The following is a 24,328-nucleotide window of genomic DNA, read 5'->3' as shown; positions in this document are numbered from 1 at the left end:
CCCGCAAAGGTTCCATCAGCATTATTATACCGCGCCTTATGCATTAAAATATGCATGTCTGAACCATCGGGTCGCGTGAAAACTGCGGTCCCCTCATCGGTCATTCCTGCATAAATTGCCTGTTGATCAGCCGCGATAAAAGTATCGGCCAATTCCTTTGGGAACAATTCGTGAGATGTTTTACCGATTATCTCATCCAACTCTAACCCAATATTTTTGAGAAATAGCTTATTACACCCTAGATATTTTCCATCTTGATCTTTGAAGTAAATCTGAGCTGGAACAGCATCTAATAACGTTTGCAAAAAGTGATTATGCCGCTCTACTGCACTTTCAGCAGTTTCAAGTCGTTGAATCTGCTGGCTGAGTTTTTGGAAACCGGGGACCGCCCTGATAATACCAATAAATAGAAAAATTGTGCCCCCTAAATAGCCAACCATTTCTTCTAATATTGATTGATATGCTGTATCGCCGATAATCAGGAATTTATTAAGTTGAGGAAAGTTATCTGAAACATCCAGCAGACTTGCAACAGCCAAAAGAATAAAGCCCGCCGTAATAAAGTTCCATCCACGAAAAGCGAGATCTTGGGCCGGGCGACGCCAAATAACAACACCAACAAGAGTGATCAGAACGGCTGTACGAAATATTTCCGCCGTCAAATCCAGCATTAGAGATCAGGCTCCCCACCCTACACTACACTACAAAAATTCTTACTTCTCTATCACCCAAAAGTTGCGGGGACGATTCCAGAACTTAAACATTTATTTTCATATTTAAGCTAGTATCAATAATGAAAACTAACAGGAAGTAAATGCAACAAGTTTTATCACAAAAAAAGGCTGGCAAAACGCCAGCCTTTTCCAATACATCAAAATCACCAGGGATAATTAAACTTTCCGTTCAACCATCAACTTCTTAATCTCTGCAATCGCCTTCGCCGGGTTCAACCCTTTCGGACAGGTTTTAGTACAGTTCATAATTGTATGGCACCGGAAAAGCCTGAACGGATCTTCCAGATTATCCAAGCGTGATCCGGTTTCTTCATCCCGGGAATCTGCAATAAAGCGATAGGCCTGAAGCAGAACAGCCGGTCCAAGATAACGATCGCCATTCCACCAATAACTCGGGCAGGATGTTGAACAGCTAAAACAAAGGATGCATTCCCACAGACCATCAAGCTTCTTACGATCTTCAGGTGTCTGAAGACGCTCTCTCTCAGGTGCGGCAGTCGTGGTTTTCAACCACGGCTCGATAGATGCATACTGCGCATAGACCTGATTGAGATCAGGCACCAGATCCTTGACAACAGGCATGTGTGGCAAGGGATAAATTTTGACCTCATCATCCTCGTCCACATCGCTGCAGAACTTGGTACAAGCCAGTGTGTTTGACCCATCAATGTTCATGGCACAGGACCCACAAACACCTTCACGACAGGAACGACGGAATGTCAGACTCGGATCGATCTCGTTTTTAATCTTGATCAAAGCATCCAAGACCATTGGACCACAATTATCCATGTCCACTTCGTAAACATCTTCCCGTGGTGTTTCCCCGCTATCAGGGTCCCAGCGATAAACGCGGAATGTCTTGGTTTTTGTTGCTCCAGCCGGAGCAGGATGCTTTTTCCCGCTCTTATTTATTTTTGAATTAGCTGGAAGTGCAAATTCTACCATTGTTATTTTCTCCTAGACGCTTTCCCTTTAGCCACTTAGTAAACGCGGGCTTTTGGTGGGAAGGATTGCACTTCATCAGTTAACGGCTCCAGATTAACCGGACGATAATCAAAAGTAACATTCCCGTCTTCATCACACTTGGCCAGTGTGTGTTTCATCCAATTTTCATCATCACGATCAGGGAAGTCTTCACGGGCTTGCGCCCCTCGACTTTCCTCACGATTTGCGGCACCAGCCATGGTGACACGAGACTGATACATCAGATTGTCAAGTTCCAAAGTCTCAACCAGATCAGAGTTCCAGATCAGCGACCGATCGGTAACATTGATATCGTCACGCTTGCTCCAGATTGACCCCAGAAGGTCAATACCTTCTTTAAGGCTTTCCCCAGTCCTGAACACCGCCGCATGGTTCTGCATTGCTTTTTGCATTTCCAGACGAACTTCGGATGTCTTCATTGATCCCTTGGCATAACGCGCCTTGTCCAAACGAGCCAGCGAGTTATCCCCAGCATCTGCAGGAAGCGGCGCCTGTGACGCACCAGCCTTCAGCGTTTCAATACAATGAAGCGCTGCACCGCGACCAAAGACAACCAGATCAAGTAAAGAGTTCGATCCCAGACGATTAGCCCCGTGTACAGAAACACACGCAGCTTCACCGATGGCCATCAAACCGGGAACTTCTGTATTTGGATCCCCGTTCTTACTGGTGACGACATCGCCTGTGTACTTACACGGGACACCGCCCATGTTGTAGTGACAAGTCGGGATTACCGGAATAGGTTCTTTCGACACATCGACGCCCGCAAAGATACTTGCAGATTCAGCAATACCTGGCAGGCGTTCAGCAATCAGATCCGGATCCAGATGCTCAATGTGCAAATGAATATGATCATTTCCAGTGCCAACACCGCGGCCATCACGAATTTCCATTGTCATCGCACGGCTAACAACATCACGAGAAGCCAGATCTTTGGCACTCGGTGCATAGCGTTCCATGAAACGCTCGCCTTCAGAGTTGGTCAGATAACCACCTTCACCGCGAACGCCCTCTGTAATCAGGCACCCTGCGCCATAGATCCCAGTTGGATGGAATTGAACAAACTCCATATCCTGACAATCAAGACCAGCACGTAACGCCATACCATTACCATCACCCGTACAGGTATGCGCCCCAGTACAAGAGAAGTACGCACGCCCATAACCACCGGTCGCCAAGATAACTTTCTGCGCACGGAAGCGATGGATTGTACCATCATCTAGGTTCCATGCCACGACACCGCGGCATTCACCATTTTCCATGATCAGGTCAATGGCAAAGTACTCAATAAAGAACTCAGCGTGACGTCTTAGACTCTGCTGATAAAGCGTATGCAACATAGCATGGCCAGTTCGATCAGCCGCGGCACAAGTACGTTGCGCAATCCCCTCGCCAAAGCGGGTTGTCATACCACCGAAAGGACGCTGGTAAATCTTACCTTCTTCGGTACGACTAAACGGCATCCCATAGTGTTCCAGCTCAACAATTGCCGGAACAGCTTCACGTACCATATATTCAATTGAGTCCTGATCACCAAGCCAGTCGGATCCCTTTACGGTATCATACATGTGCCAGCGCCAGTCATCTTCACCCATGTTCCCCAGAGAAGCAGAAATCCCCCCTTGAGCAGCAACCGTATGACTACGCGTTGGAAAAACCTTGGTAATACAAGCCGTTTTCAGGCCTGCTTCTGCCAAACCCAGCGTCGCACGCAAACCTGCGCCACCGGCCCCGACAACAACCACATCATACGTGTGATCGATAAACTCATATGCTTTGTTTGATGGAGCAGTGTTCATCGTTTATTTCCTAGCCCCTGAAGAGAATCATCAAAATTGAAAGAATACCTGTCAAACCCAAGACAACATGGATCGACAGACTCAGGAACAGGGAAAGAACTTTACTCGCCTCTCCATGTACATAGTCTTCTATCACCACTTGCATTCCCTGTTGGGAATGAAGAAGGCCGACAGAGATCAAAAGAATTAACAATCCTGCAACAACAGGCGATTGAACCCATTCCAGAAACTGCACATGATCAGCCCCGGTCATCAACGCAACCGAAAACACAAACCACAAAACAAGCGGAACAAGAGCCAAACTGGTCAGGCGTTGAGCCCACCAATGTGAAGAGCCATCTTTTGCTGAGCCCAATCCACGAGCACGTCCCAAAGGCGTACGAAGCGACATATCAAGCTCCTCCCATTACATAGGCGAGGGCCCAAAGCCCCAACGTGATAATGACTGAGAATACAATCACAGCCTTACCGGATGCATACGCGGTTTCAAGCTCTAGACCTTTACCTGCATCCCAGTAGAGATGCCGAATGCCGTTACAAAGGTGGAAAACGAGAGCAAACGTCCAACCGAAAAGAAGTAATCGGCCGAACCAAGATCCCAAGAAGGATTGTACCAGTTCAAAATATTCCACGCCGCTTGCTGCTGCAGCAAGCCACCAGATCAGAACGATGGAACCCACGGATGTGGCAACGCCCATGATGCGGAATAGAATAGAAAGTACGGAAGTTAATTGAGGACGATACACCTGCAAATGAGGTGAAAGAGGTCTGTTACCCCTGGACATGTTTTCTTTCCCGATATTGCGCACTGGTTCCGCTTTTCAACTTCGCGCGCCTTATATTTAGCAGAACCCAAAGATTTGATGACGTTAAACCGCAATGCAGCATTAGTCAATGCAAGGCGACTAAAACTCGTTAAAGAACGACCCGACGACAAACAAGTATTTTACGAACATAAGAATTGTGACTTTTACTTATTAACATCACCTTAAAACTTCCAAACATCTCCATGTTGCGCTGCACAGCCACATTTACAAAAAGAAGTATTAAAATAAAAAATAATTTTAACTTTGCAACAACTGATAATACTCATGAAAAACAAACTATATTACTCTTAAAAAGGAACACTCTAAGAAAAGAGCATTGGACACACAGAATATTTATTGTTTCGATACAATATTATTAATCACCTCAAACGCTGTAAATCATCCAACATCAGAGAGATTTTTATTTTGGCATCAACACTGTGTAATCAAAATCCAAAACGACATTTTCCCGATACTGCTCTTCGCTATTCTTCAGGGGGAAATTCTCACCATTGCTATTCTTGGTAGCTACCAAGCGAATTCTCAAAGCCCCGATATCACCACATTCCGAAAGCTCAATTTTATCCAGCACTTCACTCCAGGCATAGATCGTATCCCCTGCAAACGTCGGTGCTACGTGGGCGCCTCCATTAATTGCAACAACTTTGAACGCATTTTCCATACCATTGAAAGACAAAGCACGAGCGATAGAGATGATGTGCCCCCCATAAATCAAACGTCGCCCAAAACGACCTTGGGATTCTGTATGCTGGTTAAAGTGAACCTTTGCTGTGTTCTGGTAGAGTCGGGTCGCCATTTGATGCTCAGCCTCTTCGATGGTCATGCCGTCGACGTGGGCTATACGTTCGCCAACACTATAATCTCCCCACCTGTAGGCCGATCCTGATAAAGTAAAATCATACCCTGTTAAATTTACTTCCTTGGGAATTGATAAAGATCCTGCGGCAACACTTTCGCTCAACTCTGGCACAACAACTACCGGAGCGACAGCATCAACATCACGCTTTCGCACCATAACCCAGCGCACATACTGTAGCACCATTTCGCCGTGTTGATTTCGCCCGGTGGACCGAACATAAACAACCCCGGTTTTGCCGTTGGAATTCTCCTTTACACCGATCACATCACTCACAGTAGAAACGGTATCGCCCGGGTAAAGGGGCACCCCAAAAACACCTTCGGCATAACCAAGGTTTGCCACGGCATTCAAGGAAATATCCGCAACGGTCTTTCCAAAAACGATATGGAATGCAAGGAAATCATCTACTGGTGCGCAATCAAAACCAAGGGATCGCGCAAACTCATCTGAAGAGGAAAAAGCAAACCTGGATCCATAAAGAGCAGTGTAAAGGGCCTGATCACCAGAGGTTATCGTTCTCGGGGTCGCATGCCTAAGCACCATACCGGGATAAAAATCTTCAAAAAAATTCCCTTGCTGGGTTTTACTTTTAGTATGATTTTTCACACCCATGATCTATCCCCTTAAGACACACTCTGTTCCAAAGCCATGATTGCATCTGAATACTCGATCAATCTTCGCGCTTCATCGGCATGAAGGTTTTCAATCAGATGCCCATCAAGCACGACAACCCCTTGCCCCAGTTTTTTTGCCTCTTCAAAAGCTGACACGATAGCCCGCGCCTTTTCTACCGCTTCTTTCGAAGGACCAAAGGTATTGTTTGCAACAGAGATCGTTTTGGGATGGATCAGTGTTTTACCATCGAAACCCAGGGCTAACCCCTGCACACAGACTTCCGCAAAAGCATCGTCATCATTAAGATCAAGACAAACCCCATCGACAATACCAATGCCATAAGCTCTGGCAGCTAACAAGCATAGCCCCAGCGACGTAATCACCGGCAAGCGCTCTCGTGTATGTCGGGCCTGTAAATCCTTAACCAGATCAGAAGTCCCCATGACAAAACAGGAAATCCGCTCGGATGAAGCCGCTATTTCTTTGGCATTGAGCATCCCCAAAGGCGTTTCCATCATACACATCACTGACATGGTTTCAGGGGCACCAGACTTGTTCATCAGATCGACAAGATTAAGCACTTGTCTTTCATTTTCGACCTTGGGCAGTAAAATCGCATCGGCTTCTGTACCCGAGATCGCCTTGATATCCTCGAGGCCCCATTCTGTGTCCAGTCCATTCACACGAACAATGATTTCGCGCTTGCCATATCCACCTTGACGTAAAGCCTCAACGACCATTTCTCGTGCTTCGATTTTTTTGTCGTCAGTAACAGCATCTTCCAAGTCAAAAATAAGCGCATCTGCCGAAAGGCTTCGCCCCTTTTCCAAGGCTCTGGCTTTTGAACCGGGCATATAAAGAACAGATCTTCTCGGTTTTAGGGCCGCTACCATCTTCAACTCCTCTGTCTTGTTCTGCTGTCATTTTAATACACAACACCCAATTGTGCACTGCAGCATTTACTGCATAATTCCATCAAACGAAACGACAAACAAGACTTTTTATTTCCTTTTTCCCTTTCACATCCATCTATAATTACTCAAGTTCGGGAAAGGCTTCACCCCTACCCTTACCTATCTCCCCTTTACGCAACAGACCGAACACGCTGACGTAAAAAGAAAAGACCACCAAAAGCAATCAAAACAAGTGGCAGAACAGTCGCCGCAACCGCTGTCCAACTGAAACTGGAAATCAGAACTCCTGACCCAAAAGACGCCAAGGTCGATACAAGTGCGATGAGCGTATCATTGACCCCTTGAACAGCGGATCTCTCACCTGCACTCAAATTCTCATTCAACATATTTGTTGCCCCAATAAACCCAAAGTTCCATCCAAGCCCCAGCAAGATCAGCGCAAGGTAAAAGTTCTCTAGCTCAATACCTGCCATGGCCATGCCTGCCGACAGACAAAGCAGTACCAAGCCACAAGAAATAATTTTCCCGGACCCAAACCGAGAAATCAGGCTTCCGGTAAAGAAACTCGGCGCAAACATAGCAATGACATGCCATCGAATTACGTCACCAGCCTGCACATCAGTAAAACCGCACCCCACCATGGCAAGAGGTGTCGGCGCCATCAACAAAACCATGACACCAAACGAAACTGCAGCACAAAGTATGGCCGTAAAAACGGCTGGGCGACGTATAATCTCTCCAACCGTTGCGACTTTCTTGTTTTCATTCAATTGGTCCGCATTACCTGTTTCTGGCAAGCGCAATGCAAGAATAGGAAGGCTCCCGATAATGGACAATACCGTGATCGCCCCATAGGCACCCGCAAAGGGAATAGGAGAGAAGAGATCTTTACTGTAGATAAAGACTTCTGGCCCCACCAGCGCCGCAACTAAACCAGAGCCAAGAGTAAAAGAAATCGCTTTCGGTCGCCAAGATTCAGAAACAACTTCGGCTGCGGCAAATCTAAAAAAACCAAAACAAATCAGCGCACTTCCCATCGCAGCATGGGCGAGGCACAAGGTATAAAAATTTTCATAGAACAGGCTATAAACGCCTAAGGCCCCGCCAGATGCCGCAATTGTCGCCCCAAGAAGAAACCCAAGCTTTCTGCCATACTTTCCCATAAAAACGGACATAGGCGCTGCTGTTAACATCCCCGCCAGCATCTGTACTGAAACAGGCAGGATTGCGAGTTCATTTGCAGGCGCAAGCATGGCCCCAGCCAATCCACCCAAGATAATGAGCATAGGCATCGGCGTTCCAAGAACGGCATTGCCCAGTAAAATTAGCGAGAAGTTAAGTCGCTGTGTTTGGTCTGGCATCGTCACATTATCGCTCATACTGTTACAGGCATCCTTAGCCCAGATTAATTTTAAAGGTTTCGACTATAATTTCGACTGTACCTCAAACAATCACTGTCAAAAATGTAATTCAAACATCAAATATTGCCAAATACTGTATTATAGGCAACATTGACGGAGGATTAAGGAGCAAAACTTTGAGACCAAGGAAAACGCTGGGAACAGAGCAAAGGAGCCGAGAAATCGGCGTTCTGATTTTTGATAACGTAAATCTTCTAGATATAAGCGGCCCCGTGCAAGCTTTTCATAGCACCTCTTCTCCAGAGACCACAGCCTCACAGACGCCAACAAAAACGGAACCAACAGCAAGTAAAAAGCCTGTAAGCAGGGCAAATGACATACCGCTTTACAAGCATCGCTTTCTCTCGCTTGATGGCAATTCCATTCACACATCCTGTGGGATGGAAATAATGCCCCACGGAAAAATCACCGACCTTCATCCTTGTTTGGACTTGTTAATACCGGGCGGCAACGGCGTTGATGGACTTCTTGAAAACGGGACCTTACTGCAAACGCTAAAAGCGTTTCACACCACGAACAAAGATCGCCGACTGATTTCAATTTGTTCAGGCGCTCTTATTCTTGCGGCAGCAGGTGTTCTTGACGGACGCGAAGCCACAACCCATTGGTCACGAGAACAAATGGCAAAAGAACGCTTCCCCAATGTGAACTGGAAGCTCAACACCATCTACACAAAGTCAGATCAGATCTACACTTCGGCGGGCGTCTCAACAGGTATTGACCTGGCAATGGCAATTATCGAGGAAGACCACGGCACATCAAACTCACTTGATGTCGCCCAGGAACTCGTCGTCTACCTCCGTCGAAATGGTGGGCAAAAACAGTTCTCGGATCTTCTTGAAGCTCAGAAACGCTTAGAACCAAAACTACTACAACTTGTCGACAAGATAAGCGCCGACCTCTGCCGGAGTTGGACATTATCAGAACTGTCAAAAGAGGCGAACATGACACCGCGCACACTTGATCGCCGCTTCAATCAAGCTCTAGGCTCTTCCCCTGTCCAGTTTGTAGAACTCACCCGCCTTAACCAGGCGAGAATCCTTCTCACCAAAGGCGTTTTAATGAAGCAGGTCGCGAATTTATGTGGCTTTGGTGATCTCCAAAAAATGCGCAGAAGCTTTCAGCGCAATCTCGGTATCACAACAACAGAGTACCTTCAGCACTTTGGCCCGGTGAATTAGTTTACGATTATTACGCCTCACAAACCCTAGTATGAATTTTAAGACACAAGGAATCAAAAAGGGGCTCACTAATAAATTTCCTAGCACCCGCGACCATAAAAAAAGGGCTCGGAAATAAATTTCCGAGCCCGGCAAGTACGACAGAGGAGGTATTAAGGAATAACCTCAGCTTAGCTGAGATGATCCTTAATAAGCAGTTCAGCAATTTGAACTGCGTTAAGGGCTGCGCCCTTACGTAGGTTGTCAGCAACAACCCACAAACTTAAGCCATGTTCTACAGTTGGATCCGTCCGAATACGGCTAACGAATGTTGCATCTTCGCCCTGTGCTTCATGCGGTGTTACGTAACCTTCATCCTGACGATAGTCGATAACGGTGATACCTGGTGTATCTTTCAGTGCCTCACGAGCTTGTTCGACAGTCACATCTTTTTCGAATTCAACGGAAACAGCTTCAGCGTGACCGATGAAAACAGGAACACGAACACAAGTTGCAGTAACCTTGATCTTTGGATCGAGAATCTTCTTGGTCTCGACCATCATCTTCCACTCTTCTTTGGTGTAGCCATCTTCCATAAAGACATCGATGTGTGGAATTACGTTAAAGGCAATCTGCTTGGTGAAACATTCTTTTTTCACCGGATCATTCACAAAAATCCCGCGTGTTTGGTTAAACAGCTCATCCATAGCATCCTTACCAGAACCAGAAACAGCCTGATAGGTAGAAACAACCACACGCTTGATCAAGCCCAGTTCATGCAATGGCTTCAGGACGTGAACCATCTGAATGGTAGAGCAGTTCGGGTTTGCAATGATATTACGCTTTTTGTAGCCAGCCAAAGCTTCCGGATTAACTTCCGGTACGATCAAAGGAACATCCGGGTCCATACGGAAGTGAGATGTGTTATCGATCACAACAGCACCCGCCGCCGCAGCTTTTGGAGAGTATTCCGCAGACACCGCGCCACCAGGTGATGACAGGACAATGTCGATCCCCTTGAAGTCAAAATTAGCAAGATTTTGAACGGTCAGTTCACCTTCTTCGCCATAAGAAACCTGGGTACCTGCTGAACGGCTGGATGCAAGAACGGTGATATCATTGATATCGAACCCGCGCTCAGACAGAGTTGTTAGAACTTCACGACCTACGGCGCCAGTAGCGCCCATTACTGCAATCTTGTGACCCATGGCTTTAGCCTATGCTCTTTCATTTACTGGCCCAAAGGACCGGTTTAAAAAATCTTCACATCCTCACCACCTCAAAAGTGGTGACAGAAGCCCTAAAGAAAAAGGGCCGCCCCTCAATGGGACGGCCCTTTTATCAGCCTTTATTCCCGAGAGGGTTTACCTACTGCCGCCCATCTTAACCTTCATGGTTTTGACAGGCGTGGTGGTAATCGTGGTCCATGTAGTTGTTGCAACTGGACGCGCAGCAGCGAACGCACGACGAAGAGACTTCGCAGTGTGTGCAGCGCGCGTGGCCATATGTGCAACGTTATTAAACATAAACTCTATTCCACTTGGGATTTAACTCGGGCGTAAACGTAGTCAGCTTTACCAGCTTGGTCAACATTGAAATTTTGGATTCTTTTTTTAAGCTGCCAGACAGGTGGGCTATACGCTCATATAGCCACCCATCTTTCACTTAAATGCTAAAAGTTAGATGCATTGGCACACTTTGTCCCAATATTCATCGGTGCAAACACCTCTCCATTAATGGTCAGCTCCTGCCCACCACTTTGTGTCAGGTTTGTCGGCATGAATTGTGATTTCCCACAAGCAACCGACGTATTTGTTGTCGTGATATTAGCATCAATATCTTTAAAATCACCCATCATCCAGAACCCTGCATTTGCTGCATTATCAATTGTAACGTGATCAAAAGTTAAATTTTCAACATCCCGCATCATTCTCATTAATTGCACCCCGATAATATCAACATTCGCAATATCGATATTCGTAAAAGTTGAATCTTTGATTTCCTGAATCATCATCCCACTATTCGATGCATTCGTGATGGTGATATTATCAAAGTTATAGTTTTTATTTTCAGTTGCACCGACGATAATTGATCCGTCACTCGAAAAACCACTAATATTAATTCCACTATAATTTCCAAGTGAGTTCATCGCGCCCAAATTGCTTAAGTTGGAATTTTTAAAGTTCACATCTGCCGAAACAATAAACGCCACGCCATCAGCACCCGTTTTATCGATGTTCAAATTATCAAAAGTCGCATCGTGAAGATAATGATGGACCATCCCCTCTTTACGCGATCGCGAGATGGATGAATTTGTCACATTTAAATCCGTAACAGCATTCGAGAAAAGCCCCGTGCCTAGGTAATCAGCTCTATATCCATCAATATTGATATTATCGGAACTAACCAGTCGCAGACCAACCCCTGTTACCGTATTATTAGGGTTCGCATTAGAAAAGCCATCTGCATTTTCAAAATCCAGATTAGTGACTTCCAAATCCGAGACGGTAAGGCCGGATCCGTTCTCAAAATTCAACCCTACTTGCGCTGTGTTGCTAATTCGGACCCGATCTATACGGACATTACTTTTCCCGTCAGCATGAATACCGTGTGATCCACCAGAAATCGTCATACCTGAAAGTGTCGAATTATTATTCATTTCAAAGACGTGTTTATTTTCATCCGTGCCATGGATATGGGTTTGGCCAAAGCTCATTTCCCGTCCTGTAGTTGGATGCTTAACGTTGAACTGTCCGCGAACCCGCTGTCCCGATTGTAGAGTTATCGTATCCTCAACGTTTAATACCTGACCTTTCCCATTAACAAAGCTAACCTGATCTACCGACGCGGTTTCAATCGCGGTTTTTAAATCAGCGCCTGACTTGCCATCAATCACATTCAAATTCGTAAGCTGCTGCCCCGTTTCCATATCAATCGCAGGCACCTCAGCACCAAAACTTCCCGCTTGAGCAACCACATCAACATCACGGACAATAGTTTCCGTCATTCTTTTTTCAATTTTTGAAAGACGGTTCCGTTTTTTTGCGATATCAGGCTGCAAAGGAATACGGAATTTAACACCGACAAACCCTTGATTTCCCCGCGGGCTATCACGTTGCACTTCACCGCTAAAGCTAATCCGTGTACCAGCCATAAGAACATCATTAAGGCGATACTCTGCTCTTAATCTTGGCCCCGTTACACTATCCAAATCATCTTCCCAGAAATGATATCCACCTAGCGACAACTTAAACTCATCAGAACTATCCTCGGTTACAGATAACCATGGAAGAGTATGGCCAATTTCAAAATCCATCCCCTTCATAGCCCGCTCTTCACCTTCTTTCATCGTAATCGAACTACCATTAAGCTGGACGCTATCATGCCGAGCGGAGGTTTTGACTGTATCGCCAAAAGGCACATAACCGTTCATCCTAAGATCAAAATCACCCGACATAATTTCCGCACCAAATGTCATTTGATTAAAACTATTACCTTCGGGCGAACGTCTACGGTCGTAGAAGCCATATCCACCAATCAGCCAGTCCTCATCAATAATATGACGATACCCCAATCCAATATTAACTTCTCTTGATTTGTTGTTATCCATTTTCCCCCGTACATCGAGGAAGAGCATACTGTCGTCATTTTGGTGCAATGGGACAAAAACAGTACTCTCACCAAGATGTCTATCTGTACCGTACTTTCCTTCAAGTTCTATATGTGCACCCCATTTTTTTGACGGGTCTTTGTTTGCTTCAATTTTTTCTTCGGCAACAACCCAAGTACTACAAAGCATCGTTGAGGACATAAACATTAGTGCGAGAGCTGCTCGGCGATAGCCAGCAGCTTGAGATGTGTTTTTAGGCATTTTAGGAAACTCTTATTATTTAATGATAATGCGACTCATTATCATTAAATAAACGTTTTGTTAACAAAAATTTAGCCTTTTATTTTCTTGCTCAATTAAGGGTAGAAAGGATGCTACAAGTAATATTCTTTATTGGCTATTATCGAAAATCGACACAAAAAAAGAGCTGTGAGAAACGTCTCACAGCTCTTTAAAAGACTTAGCTTAAATCTAAGGAACTAAGCAGCCTGTTCGTCTAAAGCACGAAGAAGAGCATCGCCCATACCTTCAGTAGAAACGATTTCACAACCAGAAGCCATGATGTCGCCAGTGCGCTTGCCGGATGCCAGAACTTTGTTCACGCCGTTTTCAATCAGATCGGCTTCATCACCCATATCGAAAGAATAGCGCAAGTTCATGGCAAAGGAGAGAATGGTCGCCAGTGGGTTCGCTTTGTTTTCACCAGCGATATCCGGGGCAGAGCCGTGTACAGGCTCGTACATTGCTTTGCGACGCCCGGTTTCATCGGTCGCGCCTAAAGAGGCTGAAGGCAGCATCCCCAGAGACCCAGTCAGCATTGCCGCCGTATCGGACAACATGTCTCCAAACAAGTTATCAGTCAGAATAACATCAAACTGTTTTGGCGTACGTACCAACTGCATGGAGCAGTTATCAGCATACATGTGAGACAGCTCAACATCGTCAAAGCCTTCACCATGCAGCTTGGTTACTTCTTCACGCCATAACAGGCCTGATTCCATAACATTGGCTTTTTCAACAGAACAAACCCGGCTATCGCGTTTGCGTGCTAGATCAAAAGCAACCTCGGCAACACGGCGAATTTCAGATGTTGTGTAAACTTGCGTGTTGATACCGCGGCGCTCACCATTGCCGAGATCTTCGATACCACGCGGTTCACCAAAGTAAACGCCGCCAGTCAGTTCGCGTACGATCATGATATCCAGACCAGAAACCAGTTCTGGCTTTAGGGATGAAGAATCAACCAGCGCATCAAAACAAAGCGCCGGACGCAAGTTGGCAAAAAGTTCCATTTCCTTACGTAAACGCAAAAGGCCGCGTTCAGGCTTGATAGAAAAATCAAGATTATCCCACTGCGGCCCACCTACAGCACCCAATAACACGGCATCGGCTTCCATTGCCTTATCCATTGTTTCATCAGCCAGGGGAACACCGTGCTTATCAATCGCAGAACCACCGACCAAATCTTCGTCGATATCAAAGGTCACTGCACGACGCTTGTCCATCCAATCCACAACGCGACGTACTTCACGCATAACTTCAGGACCGATTCCATCCCCGGGGAGAATCAATAGATTTTTATTAGATGCCATGTTTCTTCTTCCGAATTTTTCACAAAGAGAAGACTGGCGATTGCCAGCCTTTCTATAAACACAGGTCCATAAGGTAATCTCAGCAATACCTCAGGGCCTTTTTACAAAAAAATGAGGGCCATAAACGGCCCCCATCAAATTCTTACAGCCAAGGCTGCGTCGCTTTACGCTTATTCTCAAACGTATCAATATGTGCCGACTTTTCAAAAGTCAGACCAATATCGTCCAGACCATTCAGCAAACAATGTTTACGGTGGGCATCAACTTCAAAAGTAAGTGTGCCGCCATCCGGACCTTTGATTTCCTGTGTCTCTAAATCAACGGAAACAACAGCATTTGCCCCACGCTTCGCATCATCCATCAACTTGTCCACATCTTCCTGTGGCAAAGCGATCGGCAAGATACCGTTCTTAAAGCAATTATTATAAAAGATATCTGCAAAGCTTGGTGCAATAACACAGCGAATGCCCTGATCCAGCAGCGCCCACGGCGCATGTTCACGGGAAGAACCACAGCCGAAGTTATCACCGGTAACCAGAATCTGTGCTTCTTTGTAGGCAGGTTCATCCAGAACGAAATCAACGGGGTTACCCTCTTCATCCGTACGGAGTTCGTAGAACAAACCGGCTTTCAAGCCTGTCCGTTTAACAGTTTTTAGAAACTGCTTCGGGATAATCATATCCGTATCGATGTTCACCAATGGCAAGGGAGCCGCCACAGAGGTGAGTGATGTAAACTTATCCATACTCTGTAATCCTTTGCTTAGTCGTATTTGCGAACATCATCGAAATGACCTGCGATCGCAGCAACAGCTGCCATTGCCGGACTCACCAGATGTGTACGACCGCCGCGGCCCTGACGACCTTCGAAGTTACGGTTTGATGTAGATGCACAACGCTCACCCGGTGACAGACGGTCAGCATTCATCGCAAGGCACATGGAACACCCCGGCTCACGCCAGTCAAAACCAGCTTCGGTAAAGATCTCATCAAGACCTTCTTCTTCTGCCTGAATTTTAACCAGGCCAGATCCGGGGACAATCATCGCATAAACGCTATCGGCAACCTTGCGACCTTTTGCGATACGCGCTACTTCGCGCAAATCTTCAATACGTCCATTTGTGCAGGACCCGATAAAGACTTTATCAATCGCAATTTCTTTAATCGCCTGACCAGCTTTGAGATCCATGTATTCAAGAGAGCGCTCAATCGCTGATTTTTTGTTGTCGTCCCGACCATCAGACGGTGCAGGCACAACGGCAGAAATACCAACCACGTCTTCCGGCGAAGTACCCCAGGTAACCTGTGGTTCGATATCTGCGGCCTTAATGATAACTTCCTTATCATAAGTCGCACCGTCATCAGAAGGCAGGGTCTTCCAATACTCAACAGCCTGTTCCCAGTTACCGGCTTTCGGCGCCATTGGGCGGCCTTTGATATATTCAAATGTTGTCTCATCAGGGGCAATCAGACCCGCGCGAGCACCAGCCTCAATCGACATGTTACAGATCGTCATGCGGCCTTCCATAGAAAGCTTACGCATAGCTTCACCAGCATATTCGATCACATAGCCCGTACCACCCGCAGTACCGATGACACCAATAATGTGCAGCACCATGTCTTTCGCGGTAACACCCGGCAGCAAATCACCTTCGACAGTGATACGCATTGTTTTAGCAGGTTTTTGGATTAGCGTTTGCGTCGCCAGAACATGTTCAACTTCGGATGTGCCAATACCAAAGGCAAGTGACCCAAATGCACCGTGCGTCGCCGTGTGGCTATCACCACAAACAATTGTCATTCCCGGCAGAGTAAAGCCCTGCTCTGGGCCGATAATATGCACGACGCCCTGACGGACATCATCCATACCAAAAAGCTGCACGCCAAACTCTTCACAGTTACTGGAAAGCGTTTCAACCTGAATGCGGCTTTCTTCATCGGCAATTCCCTGTGCACGACCAGATGTCGGTACGTTGTGGTCGGGAACAGCAAGTGTATTTTCCGGGCGGCGAACCTTACGTCCGGCCATACGAAGTCCTTCAAACGCCTGTGGGCTTGTGACTTCGTGCACCAAGTGGCGATCAATATAAAGCAAACAGGTGCCGTCTTCTTGACGGTCAACCAGATGGCTATCCCAAATCTTTTCGAAAAGGGTACGCGGGTTACTCATCCTAACATCGTCCTCGTATATTTTACTGCGTAATTTTTTGGTGGCTATTTCCACCTAAACAGGCCCTGTCAACGAGGCTAAACCTCTAACAGCGGCCAAGCAGTTTTCTTACTAGTTTCGGGCGGAGCATAGCGCTTCCGCAGTGCGGCGAAAAGTCCTTTAGAACGATTGAATCTGTTTTTATGACGATTCTATAAGAAAATTTCACGTTTGGCCTGCGAATCACATACTTTATATAGAAAGAAATTGCTCAACTTTCTAAATATCGCCATTTTTGCACGCAGCTCACCTCACAGATAAAGTGAAGACATTGTGAGGGAAAATGGCTTTAATAACAGATAATTATTAATCATCTTCACAGCCATTGACCATTTATGCCACAGGATTGTTACTGGACGAACACTCACCAAATGGCCTCAGTCTGCCCATAATAAGTACATATGTTCATGACAATATACTTTTAGATTAAGTTTTCGGCAGAAGTGGGATTTATCAATATGGCCAGTTTTACACAGAGATTCTCCAGACAACTGGCTGTGCCCTTGGCTATGACAATACTGGTCTTCACCAGTGGCTTCAGCCCCTTCGAGTCGCTTTTTGCCCCCAGCTCAAATCTTATCCCCCGATGGGCAGACTTTAGTGCGGAAAGCACACAGGCCGTTAATCAGGATGAATGGAACGGCTTTATTCGAAAGTATCGTGAAGAGAGCTTTGACGGTATCGCACGGATTGCTTACCACCGCGTCAATCTTGATGACCATCTGGCGCTCAAAGAACATCTGGAATACCTGCAAAGTATCAAGGTCAGTAACCTTAACAGGGACCAACAACTGGCCTATTGGATTAACCTATACAATGCAGCAACCGTAAATTTGATTTTGGAACACATGCCCCTTGAAAGTATCCGGGACATCAATATTTCACCGGGACTATTTGCATCTGGTCCATGGGGGAAAAAGCTACTTCGTATAGAAGGAGAGAAAGTTTCCCTGAATGATATCGAACACGGTATTCTACGTCCGGGCTGGAAAGACCCGCGTATCCACTATGTGCTCAACTGTGCATCCCTCGGCTGTCCCGACCTTCCTAATGAAGCCATCACAGCCACAGAGTTCGATACCCAGTTAACTGTTGCTGCTCAACGTTTTATTGACCATCCACGCGCGGTGAATATCGGCGAAAATAACGAAGCTGTTGTTTCCAGCATTTATGTTTGGTTCAAAGATGACTTTGGCGGCAGCGATGCATCTGTGCTGGATCATCTGCGCACCTACGCCTCGAAAGAACGCCAAAAAGAGCTGATGAAAATCCGCTCTATCGAAAACCATACCTATAACTGGAATTTGAACTCTGTTCCCATCGTCGCCACGGCGTCAACAGGATCATGAAAAGCCTCTGATTTCTTTACAAAACCAAAATCGACTATGAAATAAAATCAATAAAAAAGGGTGCCGCAGGGCACCCTTTTTTATAATTTCTGATCGACGAGAAATCTCTTCGTCGACAGTCCGTAGTAGTACGGCTTACTTTTTAGCTGCAGCTTTAGCAGCGGCTTTATCAGCGCGATCTGCAGCAGCAGCTTTACCAGCAGCACCGGTTGTTTTTTCTGCGATACGTGCAGATTTACCACGACGGCCACGTAGGTAGTAAAGTTTCGCACGACGCACATCACCGCGACGGATCAACTCAACTGAATCAACACGTGGGCTGTAAAGTGGGAATACACGCTCAACGCCTTCACCGTAAGAAATCTTACGAACAGTGAAAGAAGAGTTCAGGCCAGCATTTTTACGTGCAATACATACGCCTTCAAATGCCTGGATACGCTCACGTGTACCCTCAACAACTTTAACGTTTACGCGGACGGTATCACCAGCAGCAAACTCGGTAACTTTTTTGCCATCTGTAAGTTTGGCAACCTGATCAGCTTCCAGCTTCTCGATTACATTCATGTTTCTATCCTCTACCATTCTATTGGGGCCAGTGACCCGTTTAACTTTTCAACGGACCTAACGGCCCAGCTTGGTATCGTTACGTTTATCCAGGTACTTTTCCCACAAATCCGGGCGTCGTTCCCTGGTAATTTTTTCCGCCTGTTCCTGACGCCACTGCTTTATCTTTCCATGGTGACCAGAGGAAAGAACCTCGGGTACCTTGCGATCTTGCCATTCGGCAGGTCGCGTATAGAGCGGATATTCCAGTAACCCAGTCTCAAACGATTCTTCGTCTGCGGATTCCTTGTTTCCCATAACCCCCGGCAATAACCTGATGACAGCATCCATAAGGATTAATGCCGCCTGTTCACCACCGGACAGGATGTAATCACCAACCGAAACCTCTATCACTTCACGCGCGTCCAAGACCCGCTGATCGATCCCTTCGTAACGCCCACACAAGAGAGTTACCCCGGGTCCTGCCGCTAGCTCTTTGACCAAACTTTGGTCCAAAAGCCGTCCGCGCGGCGAGAGATAGATAACCGGACCAGCATTGCCAGCCACAGAGTCCAAAGCCGCATCAACAGTATCCGGACGCATTACCAAACCAGCACCTCCCCCAAAGGGGATAGCATCAACAGTACGGTGTTTATCATACGCAAAATTGCGGATGTCCACCTTTTCCAACTCCCAAACCCCTTTTTCAAGGGCTTTACCCGCCAGGGATAATCCCAGAGAGCCCGGAAACATTTCCGGATGGAGCGAAAGCACTGTTGCTTTCCAGTTTGCTGTCACGCTATCCAACATCTTGTTGAACAACCCGGTTTGAAAGACATGACAAAAAGACCACCGATCTTTTCCTTAGTCTTCCCGACCCAGAACAACATCGGGCATATCAACAACGATACGCTGCCCTTCGATGTCCACAACCGGAACAGAGCTTTCGGTAAAGCTGACCATTTCCGATTGTCCACTGTCACTGACAAATTCAAGAATATCCCCAGCACCAAAATCGAAAACACCTTTTACGGTACCAAGAGCCACTCCTTGAGCGTTCTCGACCTTAAGGCCCACGAGATCAGAATAGTAATATTCGTCGTCTTCTGTCAGTTTCGGTAGAAGATCACGGTTAACATACAGTTTTGTTCCTCGCATTTCCTGGGCGCGATCACGATCCTTCACACCCTCAATCCGCGTAAGAACAGTGCCCTTGGCCTGGCCCGTTATGGTGATTTTGAGACGGTTGCCCGCATCATCCGTCACCGGTCCAAATGCCGCCACGTCTTCAGGAATTTCGGTGTAACTTTTGACCTTCACCCCGCCACGCACACCGTGCGCACCAGCGATCACACCTACACAAATTCTATCTTCGTGGTTTGAAGCCATGAGCTAAGAAATCCTAAGTTCGCCGAATTACTCAGCTGCGCTTTCTTCAGAAGCTGAAGCAGCTTCCTCAGCAGCTGCTTCAGCAGCCATACGCTTTTCTTCCAGACGCTCTTTTGCTTTGGCTTTCATTTGGTTTTTCTTAGTCTGCTCTGGAACAGCACGCTTTTCAGCAAGACCAAGGTTACCTAGGAAACGCGCAACGCGATCTGTAGGTTGAGCACCAGTAGACAACCAGTACTTAACGCGATCTTCGTCCAAGATCAGACGCTCTGGGTGATCTTTTGGTACCATTGGATTATAGGCGCCAATCTTTTCGATGAAGCGACCATCACGTGGAGCACGAACGTCGGCAACTACGATACGGTAGTATGGACGCTTTTTGGCGCCGCCACGGGCTAGGCGAATTTTTACAGCCATTTCAGTTCCTCTTGTTAAACACTAAACTTAATAATACTCAATTTACTCAGAAGCACTCTTTCGTGGTCATCCCTTATTTAGGGAAGCCCATCCCAGGAGGCATCAGGTTTTGCAACCCACCCCGCATCATGCCTTTCTTGCCCATTTTCTGGACCTTCTTCATCATGCGGGCAGCTTCCTGCTGTTGCTTTAGAAGCTTGTTCACATCTTGAACCGAAGTACCGGAACCATTCGCAATACGGGTTCTCCGCTTTGCTTTGATAACTTCCGGTTTTTCACGTTCATGAGGTGTCATTGATGAAATGATAGCCAATTGACGATTGATAATCTTGTCGTCAACCTTGGCATCTTTCAATTTCTTCATCTGGGCGGAGTTCATACCCGGAAGCATGTTCAACAGGCTCGACATACCACCCATTTTTTGCATTTGTTTAAGCTGAGACGCCAAGTCATTCAGATCAAACTTACCCTTCTTCATTTTCTCGGCAAGTTTGGCAGCTTCTTCCTCTTCAAAGGATTCAGCAGCCTTTTCAACCAAGGAAACCACGTCGCCCATACCCAAAATACGAGAGGCAACACGCGAAGGATGGAAATCTTCTAGTTCTTCGAGCTTTTCACCGACACCAATCAACTTGATCGGGCATCCGGTTACCGCACGCATAGACAATGCCGCACCACCGCGCGCATCACCATCCATACGGGTCATCACGATACCACTTAATCCAATCTTTTGGTTAAAGGTATCAGCAACAGTAACCGCATCCTGACCCGTCATCGCATCAGCAACCAGCAACGTTTCTGCTGGCTTGGCGGCATCCCGAACACTTGCGACTTCGCCCATCAACTCTTCGTCAATAGCCAAACGTCCTGCGGTATCGAGCATCACGACATCGAAACCTTCAAGCGCACCGGTCTGGACCGCACGTTTGGCAATAGCGACAGGTTGCTCACCAGGAACAATATTCAAGGTTCTCACGCCGATTTGCGCACCAAGAACAGCCAGCTGTTCTTGCGCAGCAGGACGGCGAACGTCGAGAGAAGCCATCAGGACTTTCTTGCGTTCTTTCTCGGTCAGACGCTTAGATATTTTTGCCGTCGATGTGGTCTTACCAGATCCTTGCAGACCAACCATCATAATGACGGCAGGCGGTGTCACCTGTAGATTAAGAGCAACGTGGTCTGCACCCAACATCTCGCTGAGCTGATCGTTGACGATCTTTACGACCATCTGACCCGGGGTCACAGACTTTAGAACATCCTGGCCGACAGCTTCAGCCTTTACCTTTTCGATAAAGTCTTTGACCACAGGTAACGCCACGTCAGCCTCAAGCAAAGCAACACGCACTTCGCGCAGAGCAGCTGTAACGTCAGCCTCACTCAATGCACCACGGCGCTTCAGCTTGTCAAAGACTGATCCCAGACGATCCTGTAAGCTATCGAACATACTGTTCCTCTTTCCCTCAATCATCCAGCCAACATGGCTGAAAACGGTAATCCCAAAGGCCAAACGCAACTTACGCCAGTGCGCGATACTCGCGGACTGGCGGAGCTCCTTAGAGCTTATGCACTTAACTTTTGCAGATATTTGAGCGGAACCTATAAAAAACCAGTGATCAGGTCAAGTCTTTTCAGCAAATCAGATCCTAGAGAGCCCAGTCTTCCAGCACTTTGGAGTCGCCAAGTGTCACTACACTAAGAAATACAATCATTCGTCAGTTGTCATTTTTTGCAGCACAGCTAATTATACACGGCAAATAAATATAAAAAACAATGCCTTCTGATGCCAGCATGCGAACTTTACACATTGAAAACATCAAACCTACATCCGATTCAGGAAAAGAGTCGGCATGTTAAAAATTAATATAAAAAACCAGCCGATCAAAAAACTTTACGATTACTGGTTAAGCAAAGCTCCTCCAAGCATGTTGCCTGCCAGACATGATATCGATCCAGCTGAAATGGCTGAATTTTTGCCTCACCTAATATTACTTGATGTCCAGGCTAATCCACTCGATTTCAGATACAGGCTAATTGGGACACATATATCTGCTTATCTAAAAGAAGACCTCACAAGTCGATGGATGAGCACGCTAGACCATCAAAAGCCCCCCAGCAGAATATGGGATAACTGCAAAAAGGCTGTCGAGACACGTGGTCCTGTCTTCCCCTACACCCCATATATCGGACCAAAACAGGATATCGTGGAAATGGAAGATTTGATTCTTCCCTTAGCCAGAGACGGTATAAACGTCGACATGTTGCTCGTCGGCGTTACCTATACACACAAAACAACTGATTAATTCACCTTAATACTTCGACATCCATAATCTTGTACGCTTTTAAATAGACAGATTACCCTTTATCTTATACCTGATTAACGACGCAAAGCCTCAGTGAAGAGACACTCTGGGGCGACAATGCCTTCAGATGAGTACGAAATGAGCGGTAGATCCTTTATCAAAATGCATGGCCTCGGCAACGATTTTGTTGTCATTGATGCCCGCGACGAAGCCTTCACCCCAACAAAAGACCAATCACGCCTGATCGCAGATCGTCGTTTTGGCATCGGGTGTGATCAATTCATTATAATTGAAAAAAGCTCTAAGCCTGAAGCCAATGCTTTCATGCGCATAAAAAATGCCGATGGCAGTGAAGTCGGCGCTTGTGGCAATGCTACGCGCTGCATTGCCTCGTTACTTATGGATGAGGCAGAAAAAGATAACGTCACCATAGAAACACTTGCTGGTTTACTACATGTCAGTAAAGAAGCGAATGGTCTGATTACCGCAAATATGGGGCCTGCGCTTCTGGATTGGAAAGATATCCCGCTTGCAGAAGAAAGAGACACTCTTAACACAGGCATAAAACTCCCCCCGTTACGCAACCCTGTTTGTGTCAACATGGGAAATCCACACGCCGTTTTCTTTGTCGAAGATGCTGATGCCATCGAACTAGAAGCGTTGGGACCCAGACTAGAACATCATCCTCTTTTCCCTGAACAGGCCAATATCAGCGTTGCCTCCTTGATTGATGAGAATCATATCCGGCTACGCGTCTTTGAACGGGGAGTTGGAATAACCTCTGCCTGCGGTTCCGGGGCCTGCGCTGCTGCAGTTGCCTCGGCAAGGCGCGGGCTGACAGGCAAAAAAGTACAAGTCGACCTTGATGGTGGCCCCCTGTATATCCATTGGCAAGAAGACGGTACTGTCCTTATGACTGGTCCTGTTTCAAAAGCATTCAAAGGACATATTTCCCCCGAACTTTTGCAACTATCTAAATAGATAAAAATCAAAAATAAATCATAACTCCTAGAAACTACTCTCTCCGCGGCACGAACAGAAAGACAGTTGACGCTAACTTTCTCATTGCATTTCCCCTTAAAGATGTACATTTTTCTTATCAATTCAGGGGGATTTAATGAAAATTATATTGATTGTCGCTTTCTGTCTCGCCGTACTTACAGCATGTCAGACAACAAAATCCGATAAAATTGATGATCCCTACGGGGCCTTTGCGGTTGGCCACGATTTCACCCCTTTGCGGGATGCTGATTTTGCCAAAGAAATGAAACGAAACATTCCCAATCCAGACAATACTGTTCTTTTTATCTACAATCACGGCACTAGTAACGGTGGGCACGGGCAAAAGTGTTATCCTGAATCAATTCCGTCTTACGCACGTGCAATTGTGCGTCAACACGACAACACTGTAATTTTCTATCTATGCTCTCAACAAGTAAGCGGGAAAGCCCCAGGTCAGTCCCGTTATTTCAAAAGAAGTGCCGAACTAGAACTTCTTTTGGAAAGGTTCAAACGCCACGGGGTTACTGCTAACCGGACCTTTTTGCTAGGTCATTCAGGGGGCGCGTCAACCACCCTGATTGCTGCAGCAGATATACCGGATTCTT

General features: G+C 46.5%; 24 protein-coding genes. 5 read left to right on the top strand and 19 right to left on the bottom strand.

Annotated elements, in window-relative coordinates; all coding sequences use genetic code 11:
• The 8 genes from Q0241_RS05210 to Q0241_RS05175 all read right to left on the bottom strand — a co-directional run.
• Positions 1 to 671: PAS domain-containing protein (locus tag Q0241_RS05210; protein ID WP_299374178.1), on the bottom strand; the 671-nt coding region annotated here is incomplete at its 3' end.
• 219 nt (positions 672 to 890) lie between these two features.
• A complete protein-coding gene (locus Q0241_RS05205; protein ID WP_299374175.1) occupies positions 891 to 1,679 on the bottom strand; it encodes a succinate dehydrogenase iron-sulfur subunit in 789 nt (262 codons plus the stop codon).
• A gap of 35 nt (positions 1,680 to 1,714) precedes the next feature.
• Positions 1,715 to 3,517 (bottom strand): succinate dehydrogenase flavoprotein subunit, encoded by a 1,803-nt coding sequence (gene sdhA, locus Q0241_RS05200; RefSeq protein WP_299374173.1) that lies wholly within the window; start codon positions 3,515 to 3,517, stop codon positions 1,715 to 1,717.
• A gap of 10 nt (positions 3,518 to 3,527) precedes the next feature.
• Positions 3,528 to 3,908 carry a succinate dehydrogenase, hydrophobic membrane anchor protein gene (gene sdhD / locus Q0241_RS05195; protein WP_299374170.1) on the bottom strand — a complete coding sequence of 127 codons (381 nt, stop codon included), beginning with the start codon at positions 3,906 to 3,908 and terminating at the stop codon, positions 3,528 to 3,530.
• 1 nt (position 3,909) lies between these two features.
• Positions 3,910 to 4,302, bottom strand: coding sequence for a succinate dehydrogenase, cytochrome b556 subunit (sdhC, locus tag Q0241_RS05190; protein WP_299374167.1), 393 nt, complete (start codon positions 4,300 to 4,302; stop codon positions 3,910 to 3,912).
• Between the two features lie 442 nt (positions 4,303 to 4,744).
• Positions 4,745 to 5,815: a MaoC family dehydratase gene (locus Q0241_RS05185; RefSeq protein WP_299374164.1), complete on the bottom strand. Its 1,071-nt coding sequence runs from the start codon at positions 5,813 to 5,815 to the stop codon at positions 4,745 to 4,747.
• An 11-nt stretch (positions 5,816 to 5,826) separates the two neighbouring features.
• The gene (locus Q0241_RS05180) at positions 5,827 to 6,711 is read right to left on the bottom strand and encodes a CoA ester lyase (protein WP_299374161.1); all 885 of its coding nucleotides are present in this window, start codon (positions 6,709 to 6,711) and stop codon (positions 5,827 to 5,829) included.
• A gap of 191 nt (positions 6,712 to 6,902) precedes the next feature.
• The gene (locus Q0241_RS05175) at positions 6,903 to 8,111 is read right to left on the bottom strand and encodes an MFS transporter (RefSeq protein WP_299374159.1); all 1,209 of its coding nucleotides are present in this window, start codon (positions 8,109 to 8,111) and stop codon (positions 6,903 to 6,905) included.
• Positions 8,112 to 8,269: 158 nt separating this feature from the next.
• Between Q0241_RS05175 and Q0241_RS05170 the strand changes: the two genes are divergently transcribed.
• Complete coding sequence (locus tag Q0241_RS05170) at positions 8,270 to 9,334, top strand: DJ-1/PfpI family protein (RefSeq protein ID WP_299374156.1); 1,065 nt, start codon at positions 8,270 to 8,272, stop codon at positions 9,332 to 9,334.
• Positions 9,335 to 9,504: 170 nt separating this feature from the next.
• Here the strand turns inward: Q0241_RS05170 and Q0241_RS05165 are convergent, their stop codons facing one another.
• From Q0241_RS05165 to leuC, 6 genes are all read right to left on the bottom strand, one after another.
• Positions 9,505 to 10,521 carry an aspartate-semialdehyde dehydrogenase gene (locus tag Q0241_RS05165; protein ID WP_299374153.1) on the bottom strand — a complete coding sequence of 339 codons (1,017 nt, stop codon included), beginning with the start codon at positions 10,519 to 10,521 and terminating at the stop codon, positions 9,505 to 9,507.
• A 156-nt stretch (positions 10,522 to 10,677) separates the two neighbouring features.
• Positions 10,678 to 10,839, bottom strand: coding sequence for a hypothetical protein (locus Q0241_RS05160; protein WP_299374151.1), 162 nt, complete (start codon positions 10,837 to 10,839; stop codon positions 10,678 to 10,680).
• Between the two features lie 146 nt (positions 10,840 to 10,985).
• Positions 10,986 to 13,184 (bottom strand): inverse autotransporter beta domain-containing protein, encoded by a 2,199-nt coding sequence (locus Q0241_RS05155; protein ID WP_299374147.1) that lies wholly within the window; start codon positions 13,182 to 13,184, stop codon positions 10,986 to 10,988.
• 218 nt (positions 13,185 to 13,402) lie between these two features.
• Positions 13,403 to 14,515: a 3-isopropylmalate dehydrogenase gene (gene leuB / locus Q0241_RS05150; RefSeq protein ID WP_299374145.1), complete on the bottom strand. Its 1,113-nt coding sequence runs from the start codon at positions 14,513 to 14,515 to the stop codon at positions 13,403 to 13,405.
• Between the two features lie 142 nt (positions 14,516 to 14,657).
• The gene (gene leuD, locus Q0241_RS05145; protein ID WP_299374142.1) at positions 14,658 to 15,260 is read right to left on the bottom strand and encodes a 3-isopropylmalate dehydratase small subunit; all 603 of its coding nucleotides are present in this window, start codon (positions 15,258 to 15,260) and stop codon (positions 14,658 to 14,660) included.
• A gap of 17 nt (positions 15,261 to 15,277) precedes the next feature.
• Entirely contained in the window at positions 15,278 to 16,684 is a 1,407-nt protein-coding gene (gene leuC / locus Q0241_RS05140) for a 3-isopropylmalate dehydratase large subunit (protein ID WP_299374139.1), read from the bottom strand.
• Between the two features lie 497 nt (positions 16,685 to 17,181).
• Here leuC and Q0241_RS05135 point away from each other — a divergent pair, with 497 nt between their 5' ends.
• Positions 17,182 to 18,072 carry a DUF547 domain-containing protein gene (locus Q0241_RS05135; protein WP_299374136.1) on the top strand — a complete coding sequence of 297 codons (891 nt, stop codon included), beginning with the start codon at positions 17,182 to 17,184 and terminating at the stop codon, positions 18,070 to 18,072.
• A 135-nt stretch (positions 18,073 to 18,207) separates the two neighbouring features.
• Here Q0241_RS05135 and rplS read toward each other — a convergent pair whose 3' ends face one another.
• The 5 genes from rplS to ffh all read right to left on the bottom strand — a co-directional run bounded on the left by rplS (position 18,208) and on the right by ffh (position 21,865).
• Positions 18,208 to 18,636, bottom strand: a complete 429-nt coding sequence (gene rplS / locus Q0241_RS05130; RefSeq protein ID WP_047764988.1) for a 50S ribosomal protein L19 — start codon at positions 18,634 to 18,636, stop codon at positions 18,208 to 18,210.
• Positions 18,637 to 18,693: 57 nt separating this feature from the next.
• Positions 18,694 to 19,425, bottom strand: coding sequence for a tRNA (guanosine(37)-N1)-methyltransferase TrmD (gene trmD, locus Q0241_RS05125; RefSeq protein WP_299374127.1), 732 nt, complete (start codon positions 19,423 to 19,425; stop codon positions 18,694 to 18,696).
• A 54-nt stretch (positions 19,426 to 19,479) separates the two neighbouring features.
• The gene (rimM, locus tag Q0241_RS05120; RefSeq protein WP_299374124.1) at positions 19,480 to 20,004 is read right to left on the bottom strand and encodes a ribosome maturation factor RimM; all 525 of its coding nucleotides are present in this window, start codon (positions 20,002 to 20,004) and stop codon (positions 19,480 to 19,482) included.
• Positions 20,005 to 20,031: 27 nt separating this feature from the next.
• Entirely contained in the window at positions 20,032 to 20,421 is a 390-nt protein-coding gene (gene rpsP, locus Q0241_RS05115; protein ID WP_299374121.1) for a 30S ribosomal protein S16, read from the bottom strand.
• A 73-nt stretch (positions 20,422 to 20,494) separates the two neighbouring features.
• On the bottom strand, positions 20,495 to 21,865 hold the full coding sequence (ffh, locus tag Q0241_RS05110) for a signal recognition particle protein (protein ID WP_299374118.1): 1,371 nt from the start codon (positions 21,863 to 21,865) through the stop codon (positions 20,495 to 20,497).
• Positions 21,866 to 22,268: 403 nt separating this feature from the next.
• Here ffh and Q0241_RS05105 point away from each other — a divergent pair, with 403 nt between their 5' ends.
• The 3 genes from Q0241_RS05105 to Q0241_RS05095 form a co-directional block, all read left to right on the top strand.
• A complete protein-coding gene (locus Q0241_RS05105; protein ID WP_299374115.1) occupies positions 22,269 to 22,721 on the top strand; it encodes a PAS domain-containing protein in 453 nt (150 codons plus the stop codon).
• Positions 22,722 to 22,838: 117 nt separating this feature from the next.
• Entirely contained in the window at positions 22,839 to 23,702 is an 864-nt protein-coding gene (gene dapF, locus Q0241_RS05100; RefSeq protein WP_299374112.1) for a diaminopimelate epimerase, read from the top strand.
• 136 nt (positions 23,703 to 23,838) lie between these two features.
• A partial coding sequence (locus Q0241_RS05095) for a hypothetical protein (protein WP_299374110.1) occupies positions 23,839 to 24,328 on the top strand: 490 nt, incomplete at its 3' end.

The organism is uncultured Kiloniella sp. (genome assembly GCF_937128705.1).
Classification (GTDB): Bacteria; Pseudomonadota; Alphaproteobacteria; order Kiloniellales; family Kiloniellaceae; genus Kiloniella.
This window is presented reverse-complemented; position numbering and strand designations above follow the sequence as displayed.

Coding starts and splice junctions, on each gene's coding strand:
- Q0241_RS05155 (WP_299374147.1), bottom strand. CDS start 13,184: ATGCCTAAAAACACATCTCAAGCTGCTGGCTATCGCCGAGCAGCTCTC.
- leuC (WP_299374139.1), bottom strand. CDS start 16,684: ATGAGTAACCCGCGTACCCTTTTCGAAAAGATTTGGGATAGCCATCTG.
- sdhD (WP_299374170.1), bottom strand. CDS start 3,908: ATGTCGCTTCGTACGCCTTTGGGACGTGCTCGTGGATTGGGCTCAGCA.
- leuB (WP_299374145.1), bottom strand. CDS start 14,515: ATGGCATCTAATAAAAATCTATTGATTCTCCCCGGGGATGGAATCGGT.
- Q0241_RS05135 (WP_299374136.1), top strand. CDS start 17,182: ATGGCCAGTTTTACACAGAGATTCTCCAGACAACTGGCTGTGCCCTTG.
- rpsP (WP_299374121.1), bottom strand. CDS start 20,421: ATGGCTGTAAAAATTCGCCTAGCCCGTGGCGGCGCCAAAAAGCGTCCA.
- Q0241_RS05185 (WP_299374164.1), bottom strand. CDS start 5,815: ATGGGTGTGAAAAATCATACTAAAAGTAAAACCCAGCAAGGGAATTTT.
- Q0241_RS05165 (WP_299374153.1), bottom strand. CDS start 10,521: ATGGGTCACAAGATTGCAGTAATGGGCGCTACTGGCGCCGTAGGTCGT.
- ffh (WP_299374118.1), bottom strand. CDS start 21,865: ATGTTCGATAGCTTACAGGATCGTCTGGGATCAGTCTTTGACAAGCTG.
- rimM (WP_299374124.1), bottom strand. CDS start 20,004: ATGGCTTCAAACCACGAAGATAGAATTTGTGTAGGTGTGATCGCTGGT.
- sdhA (WP_299374173.1), bottom strand. CDS start 3,517: ATGAACACTGCTCCATCAAACAAAGCATATGAGTTTATCGATCACACG.
- sdhC (WP_299374167.1), bottom strand. CDS start 4,302: ATGTCCAGGGGTAACAGACCTCTTTCACCTCATTTGCAGGTGTATCGT.
- leuD (WP_299374142.1), bottom strand. CDS start 15,260: ATGGATAAGTTTACATCACTCACCTCTGTGGCGGCTCCCTTGCCATTG.
- Q0241_RS05180 (WP_299374161.1), bottom strand. CDS start 6,711: ATGGTAGCGGCCCTAAAACCGAGAAGATCTGTTCTTTATATGCCCGGT.
- Q0241_RS05205 (WP_299374175.1), bottom strand. CDS start 1,679: ATGGTAGAATTTGCACTTCCAGCTAATTCAAAAATAAATAAGAGCGGG.
- rplS (WP_047764988.1), bottom strand. CDS start 18,636: ATGAATGTAATCGAGAAGCTGGAAGCTGATCAGGTTGCCAAACTTACA.
- Q0241_RS05105 (WP_299374115.1), top strand. CDS start 22,269: ATGTTAAAAATTAATATAAAAAACCAGCCGATCAAAAAACTTTACGAT.
- Q0241_RS05175 (WP_299374159.1), bottom strand. CDS start 8,111: ATGAGCGATAATGTGACGATGCCAGACCAAACACAGCGACTTAACTTC.
- Q0241_RS05160 (WP_299374151.1), bottom strand. CDS start 10,839: ATGTTTAATAACGTTGCACATATGGCCACGCGCGCTGCACACACTGCG.
- dapF (WP_299374112.1), top strand. CDS start 22,839: ATGCCTTCAGATGAGTACGAAATGAGCGGTAGATCCTTTATCAAAATG.
- trmD (WP_299374127.1), bottom strand. CDS start 19,425: ATGTTGGATAGCGTGACAGCAAACTGGAAAGCAACAGTGCTTTCGCTC.